23 protein-coding genes are annotated in these 24876 nt (G+C 69.2%); 5 read left to right on the top strand and 18 right to left on the bottom strand.

Features of this window, described 5'->3' with window-relative positions:
- Positions 1-4: 4 nt before the first annotated feature.
- Genes tal through pgl form a run of 4 tightly spaced genes read left to right on the top strand, consistent with a single transcriptional unit; the run spans position 5 to position 4325 of the window.
- The gene (gene tal / locus ACFVJ3_RS14530; protein WP_378452675.1) at positions 5-1129 is read left to right on the top strand and encodes a transaldolase; all 1125 of its coding nucleotides are present in this window, start codon (positions 5-7) and stop codon (positions 1127-1129) included.
- 3 nt (positions 1130-1132) lie between these two features.
- Entirely contained in the window at positions 1133-2677 is a 1545-nt protein-coding gene (zwf, locus tag ACFVJ3_RS14525) for a glucose-6-phosphate dehydrogenase (RefSeq protein WP_378452674.1), read from the top strand.
- On the top strand, positions 2678-3589 hold the full coding sequence (opcA, locus tag ACFVJ3_RS14520; protein ID WP_378452673.1) for a glucose-6-phosphate dehydrogenase assembly protein OpcA: 912 nt from the start codon (positions 2678-2680) through the stop codon (positions 3587-3589).
- Positions 3582-4325 carry a 6-phosphogluconolactonase gene (pgl, locus tag ACFVJ3_RS14515; RefSeq protein WP_378452672.1) on the top strand — a complete coding sequence of 248 codons (744 nt, stop codon included), beginning with the start codon at positions 3582-3584 and terminating at the stop codon, positions 4323-4325. Before opcA ends, pgl begins: the two co-directional genes overlap by 8 nt.
- Before the next feature lie 321 nt (positions 4326-4646).
- Here the strand turns inward: pgl and ppc are convergent, their stop codons facing one another.
- The 15 genes from ppc to rpe all read right to left on the bottom strand — a co-directional run bounded on the left by ppc (position 4647) and on the right by rpe (position 20941).
- Complete coding sequence (gene ppc / locus ACFVJ3_RS14510) at positions 4647-7403, bottom strand: phosphoenolpyruvate carboxylase (RefSeq protein ID WP_378452671.1); 2757 nt, start codon at positions 7401-7403, stop codon at positions 4647-4649.
- 46 nt (positions 7404-7449) lie between these two features.
- The gene (gene secG, locus ACFVJ3_RS14505; protein WP_005241788.1) at positions 7450-7683 is read right to left on the bottom strand and encodes a preprotein translocase subunit SecG; all 234 of its coding nucleotides are present in this window, start codon (positions 7681-7683) and stop codon (positions 7450-7452) included.
- Positions 7684-7808: 125 nt separating this feature from the next.
- Positions 7809-8594, bottom strand: coding sequence for a triose-phosphate isomerase (gene tpiA / locus ACFVJ3_RS14500; protein WP_206005044.1), 786 nt, complete (start codon positions 8592-8594; stop codon positions 7809-7811).
- Between the two features lie 3 nt (positions 8595-8597).
- Positions 8598-9809 (bottom strand): phosphoglycerate kinase, encoded by a 1212-nt coding sequence (locus ACFVJ3_RS14495; protein ID WP_378452670.1) that lies wholly within the window; start codon positions 9807-9809, stop codon positions 8598-8600.
- Positions 9810-9826: 17 nt separating this feature from the next.
- Positions 9827-10846, bottom strand: coding sequence for a type I glyceraldehyde-3-phosphate dehydrogenase (gene gap, locus ACFVJ3_RS14490; protein WP_378452669.1), 1020 nt, complete (start codon positions 10844-10846; stop codon positions 9827-9829).
- A gap of 262 nt (positions 10847-11108) precedes the next feature.
- The gene (gene whiA / locus ACFVJ3_RS14485) at positions 11109-12086 is read right to left on the bottom strand and encodes a DNA-binding protein WhiA (RefSeq protein WP_378452761.1); all 978 of its coding nucleotides are present in this window, start codon (positions 12084-12086) and stop codon (positions 11109-11111) included.
- Entirely contained in the window at positions 12083-13108 is a 1026-nt protein-coding gene (gene yvcK / locus ACFVJ3_RS14480) for a uridine diphosphate-N-acetylglucosamine-binding protein YvcK (RefSeq protein ID WP_378452668.1), read from the bottom strand. The genes whiA and yvcK overlap by 4 nt, the downstream gene beginning before the upstream one ends.
- Positions 13105-13971: an RNase adapter RapZ gene (gene rapZ / locus ACFVJ3_RS14475; protein ID WP_043943921.1), complete on the bottom strand. Its 867-nt coding sequence runs from the start codon at positions 13969-13971 to the stop codon at positions 13105-13107. The genes yvcK and rapZ overlap by 4 nt, the downstream gene beginning before the upstream one ends.
- A 44-nt stretch (positions 13972-14015) precedes the next feature.
- On the bottom strand, positions 14016-16199 hold the full coding sequence (uvrC, locus tag ACFVJ3_RS14470) for an excinuclease ABC subunit UvrC (RefSeq protein WP_378452667.1): 2184 nt from the start codon (positions 16197-16199) through the stop codon (positions 14016-14018).
- A gap of 68 nt (positions 16200-16267) precedes the next feature.
- On the bottom strand, positions 16268-16720 hold the full coding sequence (locus ACFVJ3_RS14465; protein WP_378452666.1) for a PH domain-containing protein: 453 nt from the start codon (positions 16718-16720) through the stop codon (positions 16268-16270).
- A 13-nt stretch (positions 16721-16733) separates the two neighbouring features.
- Positions 16734-17225 (bottom strand): 6,7-dimethyl-8-ribityllumazine synthase, encoded by a 492-nt coding sequence (gene ribH, locus ACFVJ3_RS14460; RefSeq protein ID WP_378452665.1) that lies wholly within the window; start codon positions 17223-17225, stop codon positions 16734-16736.
- On the bottom strand, positions 17222-18475 hold the full coding sequence (locus ACFVJ3_RS14455; RefSeq protein WP_378452664.1) for a bifunctional 3,4-dihydroxy-2-butanone-4-phosphate synthase/GTP cyclohydrolase II: 1254 nt from the start codon (positions 18473-18475) through the stop codon (positions 17222-17224). The genes ribH and ACFVJ3_RS14455 overlap by 4 nt, the downstream gene beginning before the upstream one ends.
- A gap of 80 nt (positions 18476-18555) precedes the next feature.
- Positions 18556-19164 carry a riboflavin synthase gene (locus ACFVJ3_RS14450; RefSeq protein WP_005241761.1) on the bottom strand — a complete coding sequence of 203 codons (609 nt, stop codon included), beginning with the start codon at positions 19162-19164 and terminating at the stop codon, positions 18556-18558.
- Between the two features lie 11 nt (positions 19165-19175).
- Entirely contained in the window at positions 19176-20228 is a 1053-nt protein-coding gene (gene ribD / locus ACFVJ3_RS14445) for a bifunctional diaminohydroxyphosphoribosylaminopyrimidine deaminase/5-amino-6-(5-phosphoribosylamino)uracil reductase RibD (RefSeq protein ID WP_378452760.1), read from the bottom strand.
- Between the two features lie 29 nt (positions 20229-20257).
- Entirely contained in the window at positions 20258-20941 is a 684-nt protein-coding gene (rpe, locus tag ACFVJ3_RS14440) for a ribulose-phosphate 3-epimerase (protein ID WP_378452663.1), read from the bottom strand.
- Positions 20942-20999: 58 nt separating this feature from the next.
- Between rpe and ACFVJ3_RS14435 the strand changes: the two genes are divergently transcribed.
- On the top strand, positions 21000-21338 hold the full coding sequence (locus ACFVJ3_RS14435; RefSeq protein ID WP_378452662.1) for an MmcQ/YjbR family DNA-binding protein: 339 nt from the start codon (positions 21000-21002) through the stop codon (positions 21336-21338).
- 60 nt (positions 21339-21398) lie between these two features.
- On the opposite strand, the gene ACFVJ3_RS14430 is transcribed toward ACFVJ3_RS14435, so the two are convergent.
- The 3 genes from ACFVJ3_RS14430 to fmt form a co-directional block, all read right to left on the bottom strand.
- Entirely contained in the window at positions 21399-22256 is an 858-nt protein-coding gene (locus ACFVJ3_RS14430; protein ID WP_378452661.1) for a mycofactocin-coupled SDR family oxidoreductase, read from the bottom strand.
- Positions 22257-22388: 132 nt separating this feature from the next.
- Positions 22389-23816 carry an RsmB/NOP family class I SAM-dependent RNA methyltransferase gene (locus ACFVJ3_RS14425; protein WP_378452660.1) on the bottom strand — a complete coding sequence of 476 codons (1428 nt, stop codon included), beginning with the start codon at positions 23814-23816 and terminating at the stop codon, positions 22389-22391.
- Positions 23813-24736, bottom strand: coding sequence for a methionyl-tRNA formyltransferase (fmt, locus tag ACFVJ3_RS14420; protein WP_378452759.1), 924 nt, complete (start codon positions 24734-24736; stop codon positions 23813-23815). The genes ACFVJ3_RS14425 and fmt overlap by 4 nt, the downstream gene beginning before the upstream one ends.
- Positions 24737-24876 lie beyond the last annotated feature (140 nt).

Raw genomic sequence — 24876 nt, 5'->3', positions numbered from 1 at the left:
CGCCATGACTCAGAACCCCAACCTCCAGAAGCTCTCCGAAGCAGGCGTCTCGGTGTGGCTCGACGACCTCTCCCGTGACCGCATCGAGTCCGGCAACCTCGCCGAGCTCATCGCGACCAAGAGCATCGTCGGTGTCACCACCAACCCGTCGATCTTCCAGGCCGCACTCAGCAAGGGCCACGTCTACGACGCACAGGTCCGGGAGCTCGCCGAGCGCGGTGCCGACGTCGAGGCCACCATCCGCACGGTGACCACCGACGACGTGCGCGCCGCATGCGACGTCCTCGCCCCGCAGTTCGAGGCGAGCCACGGCGTCGACGGCCGGGTGTCCATCGAGGTCGACCCGCGCCTCGCCCACGACGCCGACAAGACCGCCGCGCAGGCCGTCGAACTGTGGAAGATCGTCGACCGCCCGAACCTGTTCATCAAGATCCCGGCCACCGAGGCGGGCATCCCGGCCATCGCCAAGGTGCTCGGCGAGGGCATCAGCGTCAACGTCACGCTGATCTTCTCCGTGGAACGCTACGAACTCGTCATGGGCGCCTACCTGGACGGCCTCGAGGCCGCGAAGGCGGCCGGTCACGACCTGTCCCGCATCCACTCGGTAGCCTCGTTCTTCGTCTCCCGCGTCGACACCGAGATCGACAAGCGGCTCGACAAGATCGGCACCCCCGAGGCGCTGGAGCTGCGCGGCAAGGCGGCTCTCGCCAACGCCCGTCTCGCGTACGGCGCGTACCAGCAGGTCTTCGAGGTGCAGCCGCGGTTCCAGGGTCTGCTGCCGAGCGGTGCGCGCCCGCAGCGCGCGCTCTGGGCGTCGACGGGAGTCAAGAACCCCGACTACCCCGACACTCTGTACGTCGCCGAACTGGTGGCTCCGAACACCGTGAACACGATGCCCGAGAAGACTCTCGACGCGTTCGCCGATCACGGTGAGGTCGCCGGCGACACCGTGTCCGGCACCGCGGTCGAGGCGCAGGAGGTGTTCGACAAGCTCAGTGCCGTCGGCATCGATCTCGCCGACGTGTTCAAGGTCCTCGAGGTCGAGGGCGTCGACAAGTTCGAGGTGTCCTGGAACGAACTCCTCGAGGCCACCGCGGAGCAGCTGCGCGCAGCAGGGCAGAAGAGCTGATACGTGAGCGAGCCCGCAGCGTCAGACGATTGGGTCAATCCACTCCGCGACAGTAGGGACAAGCGCCTACCGCGCATCGCCGGGCCGTGTGCGCTGGTGATCTTCGGTGTCACCGGCGACCTGGCCCGGCGCAAGTTGATGCCCGCCATCTACGATCTGGCCAATCGTGGTCTTCTGCCGCCCGGGTTCGCTCTCGTCGGGTTCGCCCGCAGGGATTGGTCGGACGAGGACTTCTCCAAGATCGTCCACGATGCCGTGCGCGACCATTCCCGGACGCCGTTCAGGGAAGACGTCTGGGAGCGACTGTCGGAGGGCCTGCGTTTCGTCAAGGGCAGCTTCGACGACCCGGCGGCCTTCCAGGAACTTGCCCACACACTCGGGACGCTGGAGCGGGAACGCGGGACCGGCGGCAATCACGGGTTCTATCTCGCGATTCCGCCGGACGCGTTCCCGGTGGTCCTGAAGCAGCTGTCCGAGGCGGGTCTCGCGCAGTCGAACGATGACCAGTGGCGTCGGGTCGTCATCGAGAAGCCGTTCGGACACGACCTCGAGAGCGCACGTGAGCTCAACGCGGTCGTGAACGAGGTCTTCCCCGAGGACACCGTGTTCCGGATCGACCACTACCTCGGCAAGGAGACGGTTCAGAACATCCTGGCGTTGCGCTTCGCCAACCAGTTGTTCGATCCGATCTGGAACGCCCACTACGTGGATCACGTCCAGATCACCATGGCCGAGGACATCGGTCTCGGTGGACGTGCCGGGTACTACGACGGCATCGGGGCGGCGCGCGACGTCATCCAGAATCACCTGCTTCAACTCCTCGCGTTCACCGCGATGGAGGAGCCGATCAGCTTCGAACCGTCCGAGTTGCAGGCGGAGAAGATCAAGGTGCTCTCCGCCACCAAACTGGCCCAGCCGCTCGACGAGACCACCGCGCGCGGCCAGTACGCGGGCGGCTGGCAGGGCGGTACCCGAGTGGTCGGCCTGCTGGAGGAGGAAGGGTTCTCGAAGGACTCCACCACGGAGACGTTCGCGGCCATCACCCTCGAGGTCGACACCCGCCGCTGGGCGGGTGTGCCGTTCTACCTCCGCACCGGGAAGCGGCTCGGCCGTCGGGTCACCGAGATCGCCGTGATCTTCAAGCGCGCACCGCATTTGCCGTTCGATCAGACGATGACCGAGGAACTGGGGCAGAACGCCCTCGTCATCCGGGTGCAGCCGGACGAGGGTGTGACCATGCGGTTCGGGTCCAAGGTTCCGGGGTCGAGCATGGAAGTCCGCGACGTCAACATGGACTTCAGCTACGGTCAGGCGTTCACGGAGTCGTCGCCCGAGGCGTACGAGCGGCTCATTCTCGACGTACTCCTCGGTGAGCCCTCGCTGTTCCCCGTCAACGCCGAGGTGGAACTGTCCTGGGAGATCCTCGACCCCGTGCTCGAACACTGGGCTGCGGACGGCAGGCCGGAACCGTACGAGGCCGGCACGTGGGGCCCGCCGTCGGCAGCCGAAATGATGCACCGCACCGGTCGCGAATGGAGAAGGCCGTAGATGATCACCGACATTCCCGCGACCACCACCGGACAGGTCAACAAGAAACTGGTGGAACTGCGCAAGACCGGCGGCGCGGTGACCCTGGGACGAGTGCTCACGCTGGTGGTATGCACCCGCGACAGTGAGTACTCCGAGGACATCATCGACGCCGCCAACGAGGCGAGCCGGGAGCATCCGTGCCGCGTCATCGTCGTCGCCTGGGGGTCCCGTGACGCGGAACCCCGCCTGGACGCGCAGATCCGCGTCGGCGGCGACGCCGGCGCGTCGGAGGTCGTCGTGCTCCGCCTGTTCGGCGAACTCGCCGACCACGAGAGCAGCGTGGTGGTGCCGTTCCTCCTCCCCGACACGCCCGTCGTCGTGTGGTGGCCGGAGACCGCCCCGGAGGTCCCCGCCGAGGATCCGGTGGGCAAGCTGGCGATCCGCCGCATCACCGACGCGACCGATCGTGCGGATCCGGCCGCGGAGATCAAGAGCCGCCTCGCGTCCTACTCGTCCGGTGACTCGGACCTGGCCTGGAGCCGCATCACCTACTGGCGTGCGCTCCTGACCTCGGCCGTCGACCAGCCGCCGCACTCGCCGATCACGTCGGCGGTGGTGTCCGGACTGGTGGACGAGCCCGCCGTCGACATGATCGCGGGGTGGTTGGCGAGCCGCGTCGACGTCCCCGTCACCCGGCGGGTCGGCCCGTTGTTCGTGGAGATCAACTTCGCCAACGGTGGTGCGTTGACCATCAGCCGCCCCCAGACGGGCACCACGGCGACGCTGTCACGCACCGGCAAGCCCGATGCGCGGGTGGCGCTCCGCAGGCGCGAAACGAGCGAGTGCCTGGCCGAAGAACTACGCAGACTCGACCCCGACGAGGTCTACGAGACCGCGCTCGCCGGGCTGACGAAGGTGACGTATGAGTGACATCCACGTAGAAGTCCACCCCGACACCGACACGCTGGTGACGAAGGCCGCGGAGCGGTTCGTCGACACCGTCGTCGCCGCCCAGAAGGACCGCGGTTCGGCGGCGGTGGTCCTCACCGGTGGTGGAACCGGGATCGGCCTGCTCGAGAAGGTCCGGCAGAACCCGGGCGACATCGACTGGCGCGCGATCGACATCTACTGGGGTGACGAGCGCTTCCTGCCGGCCGGCGACCCGGAACGCAACGACGTGCAGGCGCGGGCAGCGCTGCTCGATCACGTCGACGTCGACCCCGACCGGGTGCACACCATGCCCGTCGCGGACGGCATCTACGAGAACGATCCGGAGGCGGCCGCTGTCGCGTACGCGCAGGTGCTCGGGGCGCACGCCGACGGCAAGCAGGTTCCGGTCTTCGACGTCCACCTGCTCGGCATGGGCGGTGAGGGACACGTCAATTCGCTGTTCCCCGACACCGACGCGGTACGCGAGGAGCACCGGTTCGTCGTCGCGGTGACGGACTCCCCCAAACCGCCGCCGGTGCGGGTCACGCTGACCCTCCCGGCGGTCCGGCACGCCGACGAGGTGTGGCTCGTCGTGTCGGGCGACGCCAAGGCCGAGGCCGTGGCCGCCGCGATCGCGGGCGCTCCCCCCGTCGAAATCCCGGCGTCCGGGGCGCGCGGACTGTCGGCCACCCGGTGGCTGCTCGACACGTCGGCCGCTTCCCGGCTGCCGAACTGACGCTCTCATCCGACGGGGTCCTCGTCGTCGTCCGCCGGTAACCCGGCGGGCGACCGAGGATCCCGATCGACCGGTGACCGGGTGACCCGGCATTCGGTGACGATCCGACCGGCGCGATGTGGGCTCGCCGTGCTCGTCCCCCGCCGTCCGATTCCCCCACGCCAGTAGTCCGGGTTGCCCGCGCAGCGCCTCATCCGTCGCCCCAATCCGTCTCGGAAACGTTCGTGCTCTTTCCCGTTTTGACGCGGCGGCGGACGGTTCGGTTCCCCCGCCCCGCAAGAAAGTTCACGCACTTCTCGCGGGGCGGGGGAACCGGCCCCGCTACCCGCTGTTGCGCAGCGCGGTCGCCAGCCCGTTCATCGTGAGCTGGATGCCGCGGCGCGTCTGATCACCGTCGTCCCCGGCCCGGTAGCGGCGCAGTAGTTCCACCTGCAGGTGGTTGAGGGGCTCGAGGTACGGGAACCGATTGTGCACCGACCTCTCCAGGCCGGGATTGTCGGCGAACAGGGTGTCGTTCCCGGTGATCGCCTTGTACATCCGGATGGTCCGCTCGTGTTCCTCGGCGATCTTGCCGAACACCCGTCGGCGGAGTTCCTCGTCGGGAACCAGTTCGGCGTAGCGGGCGGCGAGACCCATGTCGGACTTCGACATCACCATGGCGAGGTTCGACAGCACGGTCCGGAAGAACGGCCACTTCTCGTACAGGCGGGACAGCGTGGCCACCCTCTCGGGGTCGCCCTGCGTCCATTCCTCGAACGCCGCACCCGTTCCGTACCACCCGGGCAGCATGACCCGGGACTGACTCCACGACAGCACCCACGGGATGGCCCGCAGGTCGGAGATGGACGTGGTCTGCTTCCGTGAGGCGGGGCGGCTGCCGATGTTGAGGGCCCCGATCTCCGCCACCGGAGTCGACATCTCGAAGTACTCCACGAATCCGGGTGTCTCGTGCACCAATTCGCCGTAGGCGCGGCGGGCCAGCGCAGCGAGCTCGTCGAGGATGCGGTACGCCGGTTCGGCGTCGTCGCCGAGTCCTTCGACGTCGAGCAGGGTGGCTTCGAGGGTCGCGGCGAGCAGCGTTTCGAGATTGCGTTGCGCGAGGCGGGGTTCCGCGTACTTGGCGGCGATCACCTCGCCCTGTTCGGTGATCCGCAGCGACCCGGCCACCGCGCCGGGCGGTTGCGCGAGGATCGCCTCGTAGCTGGGGCCGCCGCCGCGACCCACGGTGCCGCCGCGACCGTGGAAGAGCCGCAAGCGGATTCCCGTCTTGCGGGCGGTGTCGACGAGATCGAGCTCGGCGCGGTACAGCGCCCAGTTGGCCGCCAGGTAGCCGCCGTCTTTGTTGGAATCGGAGTACCCGAGCATCACTTCCTGGGAGTCGCCGCGCGACGTCACCAGGGCCCGGTAGATCGGTACCTCGAGCGTAGCCTCGAGGGTGGCGGCCCCCTGCTGCAGGTCCTCGATCGTCTCGAACAGTGGCACGATGCCCACCGGGCAGGACGGCGCCTCCCCCGATCCGGGGTCGAGCAGACCCACCTCCTTCAGCAGCACAGCGGCCTCGAGCATGTCACTGACGGAGGTGCACATGCTGATGATGTAGTTGGGCACGGCGCCCGCGCCGAGTGTCCGCACCGCGTCGGCGCCCGCCTGGACAATGGCGAGCTCCTTCGTCGTCAGCTCGCTGAACTCCGCGTTCGCGGTGGTCAGTGGGCGCCTGGTGGACAGCTCCGCCGACAGCAACTCCACCCGCTCGTCCTCGGACAGCGACGGGTAGTCGGCGTGCACGCCCGCCCACGCCAGCAGCTCGGCGACGACGGTCTCGTGCACGTCCGAGTTCTGCCGCATGTCCAGTCCGGAGAGGTGGAAACCGAACACCTCCACCGAGTCCCGCAGGTTCGCCAGCCCATCGTCGGCGATGGTGCCGTCGCCGCCACGCCGCAGGGAGTCGTCCACGATGTCGAGTTCGTCGAGCATCTGCCGCGGGGTGTCGTACGGTGCGAGCCTGAGGTCGAGCCCGTGGTCGGGTGCCTCACCGAGAATGCGGTGCGCGGTGGCGGTGAGACGCCCCCGGATGCCCCGCACCGCGCGCCGGTAGGGCTCGTCGGCGCGGAACGGTGAATCGTCCTGCGACGACGCGGCCAGGAGGTCGAGCGCGGGGGTGACGGTGACGAGGCGAGCCGACATGGACAGTTCGCGCTCGAGCGTGTCGAGTTCCCCGAGGTGGTGCTCGAGGGCGGTGGCCGCGGCACGGGTGGTGGCCTGCCGGACCACCTCGTCGGTGACGTACGGGTTGCCGTCGCGGTCTCCGCCGATCCACGAGCCGGGGCGAAGAATCGGTTCCCGGCCCAGATCCGCGTCCGGCCACCGCGATCGCAGGGCGCTGCGCAGTTCGGCGTTGATCTTCGGGACGACCTCGAACAGTGCCGCGTCGTAGTACCGCAGCCCGACCTCGATCTCGTCCTGGATCCGCAACCGCGACAACCGGATCAGCGCGGTCTGCCACAGGGTGAGGATCTGCCGCCGCAGCCGGACGTCCACGTCGGCCGTCTCGGTCTCGGTCAGGGCGGTGCGCTCGCGGTAGCGCATCAGTTCGGTGATGCGGGACTGGGTCTCGAACACCGTGCGGCGGCGGGTCTCGGTGGGATGGGCGGTGATGACCGGCGACACGAGCGCCCCGCGCAACGCGTCCGCGACGACGGCGCTGTCGAGGTGCGCGGCGTCTAGTTTGGCGAACGTGGCGGTCAGGGTGCTGTCGGGGGCGGGTTCACCGGCGGCGACGTGGACGGCGCGCCGGCGTTCGCGGTGGATGTCCTCGGCGAGATTGGCCAGCAGGGCGAAGTGGCTGAAGGCCCGGATGACGGGAATGGTGTCGCTCGTGGACACGTGGGTGAACATGTCCGCCAGATCCGCGCGGTCGATCTCGGAACGACGAACCCGGAACGATTCGACCCTGGCCTTCTCGACGAGGTCGAAGACGCTGTCCCCGGCCTGTTCCCGCACTATCTGACCGAGGATGCCGCCCAGGAGCCGAATGTCTTCGCGGAGTGGTTCAGTGGCCTCACGTGGGGTTTCGATCATTCATCCAGTATCGACCGGTGACGGCCCGTTTGCATGATGAAGTCGATCAGCCGAACTTGATCTCCAGGCCGATGCCGATGATCGCGATCAGCCAGATCAGGCCGGTGAAGACGGTGAGCCGGTCGAGGTTCTTCTCGACGACGGTGGAACCGGACAGGCTCGACTGGACGCCGCCGCCGAACAGGCTGGACAGACCGCCGCCCTTACCGCGGTGCAGCAGCACCAGCAGAATCAGCAGCAAGCTGGTGACCACCAGCAAGATATCCAGGAACAGTTCCATGTCTGTCTACGTCCACCCATCCAGTAGGAACAACAACGACCTCGTACACCCTACAGGCGCTCCGCGCCCGTGCGCCTTTCCGGTACCTACCGCAACCGGAAAGGCGCACGAGCGCCGAAGGCGCCCTACGGCAGAGGTCCGCCCGCGGCGATCGCCGACAGCGTGGCGAACTCGTCGGCCTTCAGCGAGGCGCCGCCCACGAGGGCGCCGTCCACGTCCGTCTGACCGACGATCTCGCCGACGTTCTTGGCGTTGACGCTGCCGCCGTAGAGAACGCGGACACCGGACGCGACGTCCGGCGAGGCGAGCTCACCGAGCGTGGCGCGGATCGCGGCGCAGACTTCCTGCGCGTCCGCGGCACTCGCCACACGGCCGGTTCCGATGGCCCACACCGGCTCGTACGCGATGACGACCTTCGCGATGTCCTCGGCGGACAGTCCGGCCAGCGAGCCTCGCAACTGCTCGACGTTGTAGGACACGTGCTCGCCGGCCTCGCGGATGTCGAGACCCTCACCGATGCAGACGATCGGGGTGATCCCGTTCTTCAGCGCGGCCTTGGTCTTGGCCAGCACGGTGTCGTTGTCCTCGCCGTGCAGGGTCCGGCGCTCCGAGTGTCCGACGACGACGAACGTGCAGCCCAGCTTGGCCAGCATGGAGCCGCTGATCTCGCCGGTGTACGCACCCGAATCCTGGGCCGACACGTCCTGCGCACCGTAGGTGAGCAGGAGCTTGTCGCCCTCGACGAGGGTCTGCACGCTGCGAATGTCGGTGAACGGCGGGATCACCGTCACGTCTACCTTGTCGAAGTACTTCGCCGGGAGCGAGAAGGCGATCTTCTGAACCAGCGCGATGGCCTCGAGATGGTTCAGATTCATCTTCCAGTTACCGGCGATCAGCGGCTTCCGTGCCATGCCTCAGCCCTCCAGAACTGCGATGCCGGGGAGTTCCTTGCCCTCGAGGTACTCGAGGGAGGCGCCACCACCGGTGGAGATGTGCGAGAACCCGTCCTCGGGCAGACCGAGCTGGCGCACCGCCGCGGCGGAGTCACCGCCACCGACGACGCTGTACGCGCCCTTCCCGGTGGCCTCGATGATCGCCTCGGCGACACCCTTGGTGCCCGCGGCGAACTTCTCGAACTCGAACACGCCCATCGGGCCGTTCCAGAACACGGTCTTCGCGCTGGTCAGGATCGCCGCGAACCGGCGAACCGACTGTGGCCCGATGTCGAGCCCCATCCAGCCGTCCGGGATCTCGAGGACCGAGACGATCTTCGACTCGGCGTCGGCCGAGAACGAATCGGCGATGACCACGTCCTGCGGGATGTGGATCACGTCGGCGTACTGCTCGAGCAGCGCCTTGCACGTGCCGATCATCGACTCCTCGCACAGCGAGTTGCCGACCGACACACCCTGCGCCGCCAGGAACGTGTAGTACATGCCGCCACCGATGACGAGGGTGTCGACCTTGGGGGCCAGCGCCTCGATCACCGCGAGCTTGTCCGACACCTTGGACCCACCCAGCACGACCGCGTACGGCCGCTCGGACTCCTCGGTCAGCTTGCCGAGCACCTTGATCTCGGCTTCGACGAGCGTGCCCGCGTAGTGCGGGAGCAGCTTGGCCACCTCGTACACCGACGCCTGCGCGCGGTGCACGACACCGAACCCGTCGGACACGAACGCGCCGTCGTCGCCGACAAGTTCGACCAGCGCCTTGGCGAGCTTCGTCCGCTCGGCCTCGTCCTTGCTGGTTTCCCGCGGATCGAAGCGGATGTTCTCCAGCAGGAGAACGTCGCCGTCCGTGAGCCCCTCGGCACGTGCCAGAGCGTCCTGCCCGACGACGTCGCCGGCGAGCTGGACGTTGCGTCCCAGCACCTCGGCGAGCTTCACCGCCACCGGTGCGAGGGAGTACTGCGGGTCGGGCTCGCCCTGGGGGCGACCCAGATGGGCGGTGACGATGACCTTGGCGCCCGCCTCCGCCAACGCTTTCAGCGTCGGCGCGGAAGCGATGATGCGCCCGGGATCGGTGATCCGGTCACCGTCGAGCGGAACGTTGAGGTCGGAGCGCACCAGTACGGCGCGCCCCTCGACCCCAGCGTTCAGCAGATCGTCGAGAGTCTGAACTGCCACTGTTACCGGACCTTCGCTCAGAGAGACTTGGCGACGAGACCGATGAGGTCGGCCAGACGGTTGGAGTAACCCCACTCGTTGTCGTACCAGGACACGATCTTGACCTGATCGTCGATGACCTTGGTGAGGCCGGAGTCGAAGATCGAGCTGTGCGGGTCGGTGACGATGTCGGACGACACGATCGGAGCGTCCGTGTACTTCAGGATGCCCTTGAGCGGTCCCTCGGCGGCAGCCTTCATCGCGGCGTTGATGTCCTCGACGCTGGCCGACTTCTTCAGGTTCGCGGTGAGGTCGGTGACCGAGCCCGTGGGGATCGGGACGCGCAGCGCGTAGCCGTCCAGCTTGCCGAGCAGCTGCGGGAGGACCAGGCCGATGGCCTTGGCGGCACCGGTGCCGGTGGGGACCACGTTCAGTGCGGCGGCGCGGGCGCGACGCAGGTCGCTGTGCGGGCCGTCCTGCAGGTTCTGGTCCTGGGTGTAGGCGTGGATCGTGGTCATGAGGCCCTTGACGATGCCGAACTCGTCGTCGAGCACCTTGGCGATGGGGCCGAGGCAGTTGGTGGTGCACGAGGCGTTGGAGATGATGTTCTGGCTGCCGTCGTACTTGTCGTCGTTGACGCCCATCACGATGGTGATGTCCTCGCCCTTGGCCGGGGCGGAGATGATGACCTTCTTGGCGCCGGCCTCGAGGTGGCCCTTCGCCTTGGCTGCGTCGGTGAAGATGCCGGTGGACTCGACGACGACGTCGACGCCCAGGTCGCCCCAGGGAAGCGCCGCGGGGCCTTCCTTGATGGCGAGTGCCTTGATCTTCTGGTTTCCGACGACGATGGTGTCTTCACCCTCGAGCGAGACGTCGTGCGGGAGACGACCCAGGATGGAGTCGTACTTCAGGAGATGCGCCAGCGAAGCGTTGTCCGTGAGGTCGTTGACCGCCACAATCTCGATGTCGGTGGTTCCGAGCGCCTTCTGCGCGTCCACCGCCCTGAAGAAGTTACGTCCGATACGGCCGAAACCGTTTACGCCTACCCGGACAGTCACAATCTGCTCCTTTGCGCATGATTCTGGTTGTGCAGCTCTGCTCTCGCGCCGCTACGACACCACCGACGGGTGGTCGGCGCGAGGGTTCATCGGTCGATGTGGTTCTTACCCTAGTGCGCGGGCCACGCGCGCGCGCAGTCACCTCCGGCACCGTTTCCCGGGCCGCCCCGACCCGAACGAACGGGACGCTCGTTCGATCTGACGCCACGAGCGTCCCGTCCGTCCGGGAGTGGGGGTGGCGGGAGGCGACGGCCGACGACGGTCAGGCGTCGTCGAGAAGGTCTGCGGTGACGGCCGACTCGGTGTCGGGGATGCCGGTTTCCTTGGCCTTGCGGTCCGCCATCGACAGCAACCGCCGGATGCGCCCGGCGACGGCGTCCTTCGTCATCGGCGGTTCCGCGAGCTGGCCGAGTTCCTCGAGGGAGGCCTGCCGGTGCTCCACCCGGAGGTGACCGGCCGCCGCCAGATGGTCGGGAACCTCGTCACCCAGGATGTCGAGGGCCCGCTCGACGCGGGCGGCGGCCGCGACGGCCGCCCGCGCGGACCGGCGCAGGTTGGCGTCGTCGAAGTTGGCGAGCCGGTTGGCGGTGGCCCGGACCTCCCGGCGCATGCGCCGTTCCTCCCACACGAGGCGGGTGTCCTGGGCCCCCATCCGGGTGAGCAGTGCACCGATGGCCTCACCGTCGCGGATCACCACCCGGTCGGTGCCGCGGACCTCGCGGGCCTTCGCGGAGATGCCCAGCCTGCGCGCCGCGCCGACGAGCGCGAGCGCCGCCTCCGGGCCGGGGCAGCTGACCTCGAGCGCCGACGAGCGACCCGGCTCGGTCAGCGAACCGTGCGCCAGGAACGCACCGCGCCACGCGGCTTCCGCGTCGCCGACGCTGCCACCGACGACCTGCGCGGGAAGTCCGCGCACCGGGCGTCCACGCAGGTCCAGTAGACCGGTCTGGCGGGCGAGGGCCTCGCCCTCCTTGGCGACCCGCACGATGTACCGGGACGACTTGCGCAGCCCGCCCGCGCTGAGGACGTGGACGTCGGCGCTGTAGGTGAACAGGTCGAAGATCTCGCGGCGCAATCGGCGGGCCGTGGACCCCAGATCCACTTCCGCCTCGACCACTACCCGGCCGCCGACGATGTGCAATCCCCCGGCGAACCGCAGCAGCGACGAAACCTCGGCCTTCCGGCAACTCACATGAGTGACGACGAGACGACTGAGTTCGTCTTTGACCTCTGCTGTCATTGCCACGAAGCGCTCTCCCTTTCCTCTGGTGTCTCGGCCACTTCGCTCCCCCGAGACCCCGCATCGGGGTCGCTCCAGAGCTGTTCGAGAACGGACGCAAGTTTTCCTGCATGGTGTGTGTGGGTGCCGCGCTCCGACACGTCGGCGTACACGACGCGTGCCTGGAACTGTCCGGCGGCGCGGGCGAGGTGCTCGCGCTCGCGCCCCGGTGGCACCGAACCCGAATCGACCACGACGAAGTCGACGGTGAGTTCGGGTGCGTGTTGGGACAGTACGTGCAGATGACGCTCGGTGGAGAATCCTGCGGTCTCGCCCGGCTCCGGAGCCAGGTTGAGTACCAGCACCTTCCGCGCGGCGGTGGCGATCAGCGTGTCGAGGAGTTCCGGCACGAGGACGTGCGGGATGACGCTGGAGAACCACGACCCCGGGCCGAGGACGACCATGTCGGCGACGTCGATCGCCCGGACCGCGTCCGGGCACGCGGGCGGATTCGCCGGCAGCAGCCGCACGCGGCGCACCTTGCCGGGCGTGGTCGCGACCGCGACCTGACCGCGGATGCAGCGGCTGACCCGCGGGTCCGCCTCGAGGCCCTGCACGTCCGCCTCGATGTCCAGGGCGATCGGCGACATCGGCAGCACGCGCCCGTTGATCCGGAGTAACCGGGCGAGTTCGTCCAGCGCGGCGACGGGGTCGCCGAGCACTTCGGTGAGGCCGGCCAGGATGAGATTGCCCACCGAGTGGCCGGCGAGGGCGCCGATTCCGCCGAAGCGGTGCTGGATGGTGTCCGTCCAGTCCTGCACCTCGGGGTCGTCCGCGGCGAGTGCGGCGAGTGCCATCCGCAGATCGCCCGGCGGGATGACGCCGAGTTCGGCGCGCAGCCGTCCCGAGGATCCGCCGTCGTCCGCGACGGTGACGACGGCCGTGACGTCACGGCTGAGCCGGCGCGCGGCGCTGAGGGTGGCGAACAGCCCGTGGCCCCCGCCGAGCGCGACGATCGCAGGCGGCTGGTGCACCGGCCTCATTCGCGCCCCAGATCACGATGGACGACACGCACGTTCAGCCCGGAGTCCTTTCCGAGTCGGCTCGCCAAGGCCTCCGACATCGCGACACTCCGATGTTTCCCTCCGGTGCACCCCACCGCGATGGTCATGTAGCGCTTCCCCTCCCGACGATATCCCGCGATCGTCAGATCCAGCAGGTGGTGATACGTGGCGAGATAGTCCTCGGCACCGTCCTGCGACAACACGTAGTCCCGCACGTCCGCACTCTGCCCGGTGTGCGGACGCAACTCGGGAATCCAGTGCGGGTTGGGCAGGAAGCGGACGTCGCAGACGAGATCGGCGTCCATCGGAAGACCGTACTTGAAACCGAACGACTGGACTGTTACTTGCATGGTCCGGTTCTCGGCGTCGCCGAACGCGTCCTCGATCTTCTGCCGCAACTGGTGCGCGGCGAGGGACGACGTGTCGATCACCAGATCCGCGGCGGCCTTCACCTTCGCGAGCTGATCGCGCTCGGCGGCGATGCCCTCCGACAGGGTGCCCTCGGCGCCTCCCCCCGACAGCGGGTGGCTGCGGCGCACCTGTTCGAAGCGGCGCACCAGGACCTCGTCCGACGCGTCGAGGTACAGCACCCGCGTGTGCACGGGTTTGCTCTCCAGTTCGGTGAGGACCCAGCCGAGGTCGCCGGTGAACAACCGGCTGCGCACGTCGATGACGACGGCGAGCCGCTCGAGCCGCGAATCGGATTCCAGGCTCAGATCCACCATCCGGGAAATCAGTTCCGGGGGAAGGTTGTCCGCGACATACCACCCGAGGTCCTCGAGGACCTTCGCCGCCGTCTGCAGCCCCGCCCCGGAGAGCCCGGTGACGAGAAGGAAGTCCATCGGCCGAACCGTGGGTGGACGGTCGCTCTGCGCGTGCTGCTCGTTCACTCGACACCTGTCCGTTGCGAAGCGCTCTGTGCTGCCGGGCCGTGCTGTGCTACCGGTTCGCGGGGTATGTCCGCGCCGTTCTGTTCTGCCGTGCCCGGCCCGTTCCGATCTGGTTCATCATCCCCCACTCCCGCGACGTCCGCAGACGGTTCCTCCGCCCCGAGAGCCGTGAGTACCGCTTTCGCCGTGGCCGTTCCGATACCCGGGACCGCGGTGATCTCCTCGACGGAGGCCTGCTTGAGGCGGGCGACGGATCCGAAATGCGTCACCAGGGCCTTGCGCCGGGTGTCGCCGAGTCCGCGGACCGAGTCGAGTGCGGACGCCGTCATCCGGCGGGACCGCTTGCTGCGGTGGAACGTGATCGCGAAGCGGTGCGCCTCGTCCCGCACCCGCTGCAGCAGGTACAGCGACTCGCTCGTGCGCGGGAGGATGACCGGGTCCTCCTCCCCCGGCACCCACACCTCCTCGAGCCGCTTGGCCAGCCCGATCACGGCGACGTCGGTGATGCCCAGTTCGTCGAGCACCGCCGAGGCGGCGGCCACCTGCGGGGCTCCGCCGTCCACGACGAACAGGTTCGGTGGGTACGCGAACCGCCGCGGCCTGCCGGTCTGCGGATCGATCGCCGCCTCCGGGGCGAGGTCGCCGCCGTCCCCGCCCGACACCTGGTCGGCGTCCGCCCCGGCCGCTTCCGCGCGCAGCACCCCGACGTCGCGGTTGTGGCGGAGGAACCGCCGCCGGGTGACCTCGGCGATGCTGGCGACGTCGTCGGAGCGACCGTCGCCCGCCGCCTCCTTGATCGCGTAGTGCCGGTAGTCGGACTTACGGGGCAGGCCGTCCTCGAAGACGACGAGGGAGGCCACCACATCGGTGCCCTGCACGTGGCTGATGTCGACGCATTCGATGCGCAGGGGCGCCGAATCCAGGTCGAGGGCTTCCTGGATGCCCTGCAGGGCCGCCGACCGCGACGTGAAGTCGCCGGCGCGGCGCAGCTTGTGCTGTTGCAGTGCCTCCATCGCGTTGCGCTGCACGGTTTCGGCGAGAGCCTTCTTGTCGCCGCGCTGGGGCACGCGAAGGCGGACCGCGGAACCGCGGAGACCGCTGAGCCACTCCTGCACCTGCTCGGCGTCGGGCGGCAGCACGGGCACCAGGACCTCCCGCGGCACGCCGCTGGTGCCGGCCTCCTGGTCGGTCGCGCCCGACAGCGCCGCCTGCTCACCGTAGAACTGGGTGAGGAACTGCTCGACCAGCAGCGGCAGGTCCGATCCCGCCTCGGAATCGACGCTGGCCCAGTCGATGACGTCGCCGGCCTTCTCGACCACCCAGCCACGCTGCCCGCGGACGCGGCCGCCCCGGACGTGGAAGACCTGGACCGCGGCCTCGAGTTCGTCGGTCGCGAACGCGGCGACGTCGGCGTCGGTGCCGTCACCGAGCACGACGGCCTGCTTCTCGAGCGCCCGCCGCAACGCACCCACGTCGTCGCGCAGCCGCGCCGCCGTTTCGAAGTCGAGTTCTTCCGATGCCGCCTGCATCCGGGCCTCGAGCTGCCGGACCAGCTTGTCGGTGCGTCCCGAGAGGAAGTCGCAGAAGTCCTCGACGATCTGGCGGTGTTCGGCCGCGGACACCCGTCCGACGCACGGCGCGGAGCACTTGTCGATGTAGCCGAGCAGGCACGGGCGGCCGATCTGGTTGTGACGCTTGAACACCCCGGCCGAGCAGGTGCGGGCGGGGAACACCCGCAGCAGCAGGTCGAGGGTTTCGCGGATGGCCCACGCGTGCGAGTAGGGACCGAAGTAGCGGACACCCTTGCGTCTGGGCCCGCGGTAGACGAAGAGCCGGGGGTATTCCTCGTTCAGGGTGACCGCGAGAACCGGGTACGTCTTGTCGTCGCGGTAGCGGACGTTGAACCGGGGATCGAACTCCTTGATCCAGTTGTACTCGAGCTGGAGCGCCTCGACCTCGGTGCTCACGACGGTCCACTCGACGCTGCCGGCCGTGGTCACCATCTGGCGGGTGCGCGGGTGCAGTGTCGAGACGTCGGCGAAATAGGAATTCAGCCGTGATCGAAGACTCTTCGCCTTCCCGACATAGATGACCCGGCCGTGCGGATCGCGGAACTTGTACACCCCCGGGTCGACCGGAATCGTTCCGGTCGCGGGGCGATATGTCGAAGGATCGGGCACCCCTCCACGTTAGTCGGCGCCACCGACCAACCCCGCATCCGCGACGTCGCGGAGGGCCGACCCCCGGTTCAGGACGGTGCGTACTCCGACGCGAGTGCGCGGAAGCGGTCGACGGCTTCCACGGCGTATTCGCGATCGTTCGACTGGATGGCCATCACGGCCAGGTATTCGTCGTCGGGCAGCTCGATCCGGGCCCACGCCGCGCCGTCCGGGAAGGACAACCCCTCGTACAGGTCCCAGTCGACGATGCGTTCCCCGAGCACGTTGCGCACGGCGATGCCGCGGGGCCCGACCCGCAACCTGGGCCGGGTCAGCAGCAGGACGGCTGCCGCGAGGAGGCAGCCGATGCCCGCGAACGCCAGCTGGTCGGCGAGCCGGAAGTACACGCCCGTCGAATCGCCGCGCAGCAGGATTGCGAACGTCAGATGCACGACGACGAGAAAGATCGCCACACCGATCGCGTATCGACGCGACTTGCGTGGCGTCGCGACGAGTGTCCACTCGGATTCGGGAGTGGTCATGGCTGGATCCGGATCATACGAAGGACTCCTCGGCGCGGCGCAGTCGCGCCAACGTGACAGCGGCGTCGAGCGCGGCCGCACATGCCTGACCGCCCTTGTCCTCGACGGAGCCAGGCAGGCCACTGCGGTCGACGGCCTGCTGCTCGGTGTCGGTGGTGAGCACACCGTTCCCGACCGGGGTGCTCTCGTCCAGCGAGACCCGGGTCAGACCGGCCGTCACGGCGTCGCAGACGTATTCGAAGTGCGGCGTCCCGCCGCGGATCACGACACCGAGCGCGACGACGGCGTCGTGGGTGCGGGCCAGGGCCTGCGCCACCACCGGAAGCTCGATGGCACCGGCGACCCGGACCAGCGTGACGTTCTGCACGTTCGCCTCGGCCGCCACCCGCTGCGCGCCGGCGATCAGCGCCTCGGAGATCTCGGCGTGCCAGCTGCCGGCGACGATGGCGAGCCGGAGGTCGCCCGCCTCACCGAGTTGCAGCTCCGGCAGTCCCTCACCGCTCACAGCATTTCTCCCGCTTCGAAGTCGTCGAGCCCGATCAGGTCGTGGCCCATGCGGTCGCGCTTCGTGCGCAGGTACGTCAGGTTCTCGGCGTTCGCCCGCAGCGGCATCGACACCCGCTCGGTGATCTGCAGCCCGTAGCCGTCGAGACCGACCCGCTTGGCCGGGTTGTTGGTGAGTAGGCGCATCGAGGAGATGCCCAGATCCACGAGGATCTGCGCGCCGATGCCGTAGTCGCGGGCGTCGGCGGGCAGGCCGAGCTCGAGGTTCGCGTCGACGGTGTCCGAACCCGCGTCCTGCAGCTGGTAGGCCTGCAGCTTGTGCATGAGACCGATGCCCCGGCCCTCGTGCCCGCGCATGTAGAGGACCACACCGCGGCCTTCCTGCGCGACCATGTCCAGGGCGGCGTCGAGCTGGGGACCGCAGTCGCAGCGCAGCGAACCGAACACGTCGCCGGTGAGGCATTCGGAGTGCACGCGCACCAGCACGTCGCTGCCGTCGCCGTCCGGGCCGGGCAGGTCGCCGCGGACCAGCGCCACGTGCTCGACGTCGTCGTAGATGCTCCGGTAGCCGACGGCCGTGAACTCGCCGTGCCGGGTGGGGATGCGCGCGGACGCGACCCGCTCCACATGCTTCTCGTGCTTGCGGCGCCACCCGATGAGGTCGGCGATCGAGATCAGGGCCAGGTTGTGGTCGTCGGCGAAGACTCGCAGCTCGTCGGTCTGGGCCATGTGGCCCTCGTCCTTCTGGCTGACGATCTCGCAGATCACACCCGCCGGCCGCAGGTCGGCCATCCGGGCCAGGTCGACGGCGGCCTCCGTGTGGCCGGGACGGCGCAGCACGCCGCCCTCCTTGGCGCGCAGCGGCACGACGTGGCCGGGCCGGGTGAAGTCCTGGGCGCCGCTGGACGGGTCGGCCAGCAACCGCATGGTGGCGGCGCGGTCGGACGCGGAGATACCGGTTCCGATGCCCTCGCGGGCGTCGACGGTCACGGTGTACGCGGTGCCGTGCTTGTCCTGGTTGGTGGCGTACATCGGCGGCAGGCCGAGGCGGTCGCAGTCGGCGCCGTCGAGCGGCACACACAGGTAGCCGGACGTGTATCGAACCATGAAGGCAACCAACTCGGGGGTGGCCTTCTCCGCGGCGAAGATGAGGTCTCCCTCGTTCTCGCGGTCTTCGTCGTCGACGACGACGACTGCCTTGCCTGCGGCGATGTCCGCAACGGCGCGCTCGATACTGTCGAACCTGGTCACGTGCTCGGTCTCCAAAGTCTTGACTTAGGCATCTTCGAATACAACGGATGCATCCGTGGGATGCTCCTCAACAGTACGACTCAGCGGCCGGCCGCTTGCAGCCGCTCCACGTACTTCGCGATCACGTCGACCTCGAGGTTGACGGGCGTCCCGACGGACGCGGCCCCGAGCGTGGTCAGCTGCAGCGTGGTCGGGATGAGTGAGATCTCGAAGTATTCCTCGCCGCGTTCCCCGCCGAGCGCCGAGACCGTCAGCGACACACCGTCGACCGTGATCGAGCCCTTCTCCACGACGTACCGGGAGATGGCGTCGGGCAGCGCGATGCGCACGACCTCCCAGTTCTCGGATGGGCTGCGGCTGATGATGTGCCCGGTGCCGTCCACGTGGCCCTGGACGAGGTGGCCGCCGAGGCGGCTGTTCAGGGCGGCGGCCCGCTCGAGGTTGACGCGGCTGCCCACGTCGATCTTCTGCAGGCTCGACCGGTTCAGCGTCTCCTGCATGACGTCGGCCGTGAAGGAGCCGTCGGCCAGCACCTCGACGACGGTCAGGCACACACCGTTCACCGCGATCGAATCACCGTGCGACGCGTCGGAAGTCACGACCGGACCACGCACGGTGAACCGTGCGGCGTCGGCCAGTTCCTCCTTGGCGACGACCTCACCCAACTCTTCGACGATCCCGGTGAACACTGTGGCTTCTCCTACGTTCGGTGACTGTCAGGGTTTTCGGACACTGCTGGAACCAGACTCAACAACAAATCGGGGCCGATTGTTTCGACCGACTCGTGACGGAACCGCAGCGCACCGTCGATCGTATGCACACCCGCCTCCGTGACCGCGGACGTGCCGGCGCCGAGGACCAGCGGGGCGAGGTACGCCTGAATGCGGTCGACCCGGCCCGCGGCGAGAAACGCCCCCGCCAGCCGAGGCCCGCCCTCGAGCAGCACATCGGTGTACTCGGCGAGTGCGGCGAGGACCTCGTCCACGTCGCGCGTGCGCAGCAGAAGGGTGGGCGCCGAGTCGTCGAGGACCCGGGCGTCCGCCGGGATGTCGCCGAGTCCGACGACGACCCGCACCGGCTGGTGAGCCGCGAGCGATCCGTCGGGCATCCGGGCGGTCAGCCTCGGGTCGTCGGCCAGGACCGTCCCCGTGCCGACCACGATCGCGTCGAGTTTCGCCCGGTCCGCGTGGACGCGTTCCCGGGCCTCGGGACCGGTGATCCACTGGCTGGTGCCGTCGGCGGCGGCGCTGCGGCCGTCCAGGGTGGCCGCGTACTTCCAGGTCACGTGCGGCCGTCCGGTGCGCTGCCGGTGCAGCCAGGCCCGGAGCGGCCCGCGTTCGACGTCCTGGGCCCGCAGCCCGGACGTCACCTCGACCCCCGCCGAGACGAGGGTTTCCGCGCCGCCCGCGGCCTCGGGGTTCGGATCGCCCACGGCATAGTGCACCGCGACCACACCGGCATCGAGGAGCGCCTGCGAACACGGCCCGGTCCGGCCGTGGTGGTTGCACGGTTCCAACGTGACGACGGCGGTGCCGCCGCGGGCGGCGTCACCCGCCTCCCGCAGCGCGACGACCTCCGCGTGGGGACCGCCGGGAGGCTGCGTCATCCCGACACCGGCGATGCGCCCCGCAGAGTCGAGGACCACCGCGCCGACCGCCGGATTGGGGCTGGTGAATCCGCGCGCCGACTCCGCGGCGCCGATGGCGATCTGCATCGCGGCGTCGAGGTCCGCAGCCGAATTCTCGTGCCGCACGTGGGAGTTCACGATGTGCCGGAGCGCCGTTACCGCGACAGGCTCAGGTGCGGTGACGCCTTGGCGGCGCTGGCGCGCAGGGCGCGCACGGCCTCCGCGGGATCGCTCGTGCCGTAGACGGCGGACCCGGCGACGAAGCAGTCGACGCCCGCCTCGGCAGCGGCCTCGACGGTGTCGGCGTTGATGCCGCCGTCGATCTCCACGACCAGCCTCAGCTCACCCGAGTCGACGAGACGGCGGACCGCCTTCGCCTTCGCCAGCACCTCGGGGATGAACGACTGACCACCGAAGCCGGGCTCGACGCTCATGACGAGGAGCGTGTCGAAGTCCTTCAGGATCTCGAGGTACGGCTCGATCGGCGTGCCGGGCTTGACGCTGAGACCGGCCTTGGCACCGGCGGCGCGGATGTCCCGTGCCACGGACCGGGGGTCGTCGGTCGCCTCCGCATGGAACGTGACGTTGTGCGCGCCCGCCTCCGCGTAGGGAGGCGCCCAGCGGCCGGGGTCGTCGATCATGAGATGGCAGTCGAGCGGGATGTCCGTCGCCGCGAGCAGGCTCTGCACGACGGGAAGGCCGAGCGTCAGGTTGGGCACGAAATGTGCGTCCATCACGTCGACATGCAGCCAGTCGGCACCGGCGACCGCGTCCGCCTCCTCGGCGAGACGCGCGAAATCGGCAGACAGAATGGACGGTGCGATCATCGGGGTTGCCACGCGCCGCAGTTTAGTCGTACACGCGTCGGGGCCGGGTCCCGCGGTCCATACTGGGCTCATGCCGACCTGGACGGACGTCGTGGCGATCGGTACGTCCCTGCCGGAGGTACAGGAGAGCACGTCGTATCGCACTCCGGCGCTGAAGGTGGCGGGCAAGCTGCTCGCCCGGTTGCGGGCCGAGTCGGACGGGGGCCTGGTGGTGATGTGCGACCTCGACGAGAAGGCGGCGCTGCTGGCCCAGGGAGCGCCGTTCTACACCACTCCGCACTACGACGGTCACGGTTCGATCCTCGTCGACCTCGAGAACGTCGACGTCACCCAGCTGACCGAGTTGCTGCAGGACGCCTGGCGGATCAAGGCACCGGCGAAGCTGCGCAAGCAGTTCGACCAGACCTGACAGCAAGGCGAGGGCCCGGGCGGCGCCCGCACACCGGCCCGGACCCTCATCGGATCGGCGTCAGACGCCGAGCTTGAGACCCGCCCCCGCATCGACCCGGAGCTGCTGACCGGTGACGAATCGGGACTCGTCGGACGACAGGAACACCACCGCGTGCGAGATGTCCTCGGGCTCGACCCACGGGGTGGGCATCGCCTGCATGAACGGGAACGTGACCTTCGCGTCCTCGGCGGTCGGGTTCTCGAGGTCGGGGCGGAACGTGCGGAACATCGGCGGGCTCTGCAGCATGTCCGTGTTGCAGTTCGTGGGGTGGATCGCGTTGACGCGGATGGACTTCGGGCCCAGGGTGAGCGCGAGCGAGTTGGTGTACGTCCACAGCATCTTCTTGGCGAGCCCGTAGCCGTCGCCGCCCGGTCCCTGCAGGGCCTGCTGGCCGTTCAGGCCGGTCTGCGGGACCAGACCGGCCACCGATCCCGTCGCGATGATCGACGCGCCGGCGTCCAGGTGCGGAAGGGCCGAGTGAATCGTGTTGACCACGCCGACGAAGTCGACGTCGAACGCATCGACGAATCCCTCGACGGGCACGTCGTTCCCGAGGGGCGCGATCCCCGCATTGGCGACCACGACGTCCAGCCGTCCCAGCATCGCGACCGCGGCGTCGAGTTCGCGTTGCAGTGCGGCGCGGTCGCGCACGTCCACCTTGGCGGTGACGACCCGGCGCCCCGCCTTCTCGACGAGCCGTCCGGTCTCCGCGAGATCGGCGTCGGTCGCCAGCGGGTACTCGTTGGATGTGATGTCCTCGCAGAGGTCGAAGGCGATGATGTCGGCGCCCTCGTCGGCGAGATGCACTGCATGACTACGACCCTGACCCCGCGCCGCTCCCGTGATCAGAACGACCTTCCCCGCTACCCGATTCATCTCAAGTCCTCCACTCGCTTCGTGACGTACGTCTCTGTCGCGAGAAGAATTAGAACACGTTTCACCATATAGTGAAACAGGTTCTACCGAGAGTCGGGCAGATGTCCAGGTAGCGGGGAGGCGACCGCCGCCCTACGGCTTGCGCAACGCGGCCATGAACATCGCGTCGGTGCCGTGCCGATGCGGCCAGAGCTGGACGCTCGGACCGTCCCCCAGACCCGGCACACCGGGGACGAGCGCACGCGTGTCGAGTGCCGTGAGCCCGTAGCGGCGCACCGCGTCCGCGACCACGGCCACCGTCTCGGACAGATGCGGCGAACACGTCGCGTAGAGGATCACGCCGCCCGGACGAACCAGCTCGACGGCCGACGCCAGGAGTTCCCGCTGCAGTTTCGCGAGACCCGCCACATCCGACGGCTGCCGGCGCCACCGCGCCTCCGGACGTCGGCGCAGCGCACCCAGTCCGGTGCACGGCGCGTCGACCAGGACGCGGTCGTACCCGCCCTCCAGCCCGGGATCACGCCCGTCGGCGACGTGCACGTCGACCGGAAGATCCTTCGTCGTCTTGCGGATCAGGTCCGCGCGGTGCGGCACCGGCTCCACGGCGTCGAGGCGTCCGCCCTCGATTCCGGCGAGAGCGCCGAGCAGGGCAGCCTTGCCGCCCGGGCCCGCGCACAGGTCGAGCCAGCGGCCCGCGTCCGGTCCGTCCAGCGGTGCCAGCGACAGCGCCCGGGCGACGAGCTGACTGCCCTCGTCCTGCACTCCCGCGAGCCCCTCGCGGACGGCGTCGAGCAGCCCCGGGTCGCCGCCGTCCAGATAGACCGCGTACGGCGAGTACCGCCCCACCTCGCCGCCGGTGGCGAGCGCGAGTTCCTCCGACGAGATCTCCCCCGGGCGGGCGACGAGATGCACCACCGGTCGCGCGTCGTCGGCGACGAGGACGTCCTCGAGTTCCCCGGCGTCGGCACCGAGCGCGTCGGCGAACACCTGGGCGATCCACGTGGGATGCGCGTGCTCGAATGCCAGCCGCCCCACCGGATCGGCCGGGGCGAGGCGCTCCACCCATTCCGCCTCGGACCGCTCCGACACCCGGCGGAGCACGGCGTTGACGAAGCCGGCCTTCCCCGGACCGGCCTCCGCGCGCACGAGATCGACGGAGGTGGCGACGGCGGCGTGCGGGGCGACGCGGGTGCGCAGCAGCTGGTAGGCGCCCAGCTGGAGGACGTCGAGGAGCGGTCCGTCGATCTCGGCGATCGGCCTGCCCGCGCAGTCGGCGATCACGGCGTCGAGGAGCCCACGGGCGCGGGCGGCGCCGTAGGCCAGTTCCGTGGCGAGCGCCGCGTCACGTCCGTCCAGGCGCCGCTCACGCAGCAGTCCGGGCAGCACCAGATTGGCGTAGGCGTCGCGTTCCCGGACGGCGCGCAGCACGTCCCGGGCGGCGAGCCGCGGCTGGTCGAGACCGGACTGGGACGCGTCGGGGCGGCGGGCCTGGCGGGGACGGTTGTTGCGGGCCCCCGAGCCGGACTGGCCGCGACGTGCTGGCCTTCTGGATTCGCTCACTGTGCCCGTACCTCCGCGTCGAGTCGTGCGCCTCGCGCCCAGTCCAGGGCGGCCATCTGTTTCTTGCCCTGCGGCTGGATGCGGCCCAGCCGCACCGCCACCGTGGACGTGCCGATCAGGAATCCGGACTTGGTCACGGAGATCGCCCCCGGCTCCAGTCGCTCCTCCGTCGGAGTGACCGGGCCGACCTTGATTCGTAGATCGCCGATGGTGGTCCAGGCACCGGGCGCGGGGGTCACCGACCGGACGTGCCGGTCCACCACGGCAGCCGTTCTGTCCCAACGGATCCGGGCCGCCTCGACGGTCACCTTGGGCGCGTGCGAGACCCCTTCGGCCGACTGCGGGACCGCGGTGATCGCGCCGTCCTCGATCCCGTCGAGAACCGACTCCAGGAGGACCGCACCACTGTCGGCCAGGCGCCCCAGGAGGTCCCCGGCGGTGTCGGTGTCGCGGATCCTCTCGGTGACCACCCCGTAGACCGGCCCGGTGTCCATCCCCGCCTCGAGCCGGAACGCGCTCGCGCCGGTCATGTCGTCGCCCGCACCGATCGCGGCCTGCACGGGGGCGGCCCCGCGCCACGCCGGCAACAGTGAGAAGTGCAGGTTCACCCAGCCGTGGGCCGGGATGTCGAGGACCTTCTGCGGCAGCAGCGCCCCGTAGGCGACGACGGGCGCGCAGTCGGGTGCGAGGTCGGCGAGATGCGCCAGGAACTCGGGTTCGGACGGCCGCTCGGGAGTCAGCACCTCGATGCCGTGGGAGTCGGCGAGTTCACCGATCGGCGAGCGGACCACCTTGCGTCCGCGGCCTGCGACCGCGTCCGGGCGGGTGATCACCGCCACGACGTCGTGGCGCGGCGAACGGATGAGGCGTTCGAGCGAGGGAACGGCGGGCTCGGGGGTTCCGGCGAAGACTATGCGCACGTCGGCGACCCACACGACGGACGGTGGACCGCAGTGCGGGCCGAAACGATACTCACGAAGAAAGCTCCCCTTTGATCGACGATGTGCCGACCAGTCTAGGGAGTCGCACCCGGGCCATAACACTCGGCGAACAGTCGGCG

Source organism: Rhodococcus sp. NPDC127593 (assembly GCF_042671975.1).
In the GTDB taxonomy this organism is placed as follows: Bacteria; Actinomycetota; Actinomycetes; order Mycobacteriales; family Mycobacteriaceae; genus Rhodococcus_F.
The sequence above is the reverse complement of the archived record's forward strand: the minus strand, read 5'-3'. Positions and strand labels throughout refer to the sequence as shown.

Coding starts and splice junctions, on each gene's coding strand:
- tal (WP_378452675.1), top strand. CDS start 5: ATGACTCAGAACCCCAACCTCCAGAAGCTCTCCGAAGCAGGCGTCTCG.
- opcA (WP_378452673.1), top strand. CDS start 2,678: ATGATCACCGACATTCCCGCGACCACCACCGGACAGGTCAACAAGAAA.
- pgl (WP_378452672.1), top strand. CDS start 3,582: ATGAGTGACATCCACGTAGAAGTCCACCCCGACACCGACACGCTGGTG.
- ppc (WP_378452671.1), bottom strand. CDS start 7,403: ATGATCGAAACCCCACGTGAGGCCACTGAACCACTCCGCGAAGACATT.
- secG (WP_005241788.1), bottom strand. CDS start 7,683: ATGGAACTGTTCCTGGATATCTTGCTGGTGGTCACCAGCTTGCTGCTG.
- tpiA (WP_206005044.1), bottom strand. CDS start 8,594: ATGGCACGGAAGCCGCTGATCGCCGGTAACTGGAAGATGAATCTGAAC.
- whiA (WP_378452761.1), bottom strand. CDS start 12,086: ATGACAGCAGAGGTCAAAGACGAACTCAGTCGTCTCGTCGTCACTCAT.
- yvcK (WP_378452668.1), bottom strand. CDS start 13,108: ATGAGGCCGGTGCACCAGCCGCCTGCGATCGTCGCGCTCGGCGGGGGC.
- rapZ (WP_043943921.1), bottom strand. CDS start 13,971: ATGGACTTCCTTCTCGTCACCGGGCTCTCCGGGGCGGGGCTGCAGACG.
- ACFVJ3_RS14465 (WP_378452666.1), bottom strand. CDS start 16,720: ATGACCACTCCCGAATCCGAGTGGACACTCGTCGCGACGCCACGCAAG.
- ACFVJ3_RS14435 (WP_378452662.1), top strand. CDS start 21,000: ATGCCGACCTGGACGGACGTCGTGGCGATCGGTACGTCCCTGCCGGAG.
- ACFVJ3_RS14430 (WP_378452661.1), bottom strand. CDS start 22,256: ATGAATCGGGTAGCGGGGAAGGTCGTTCTGATCACGGGAGCGGCGCGG.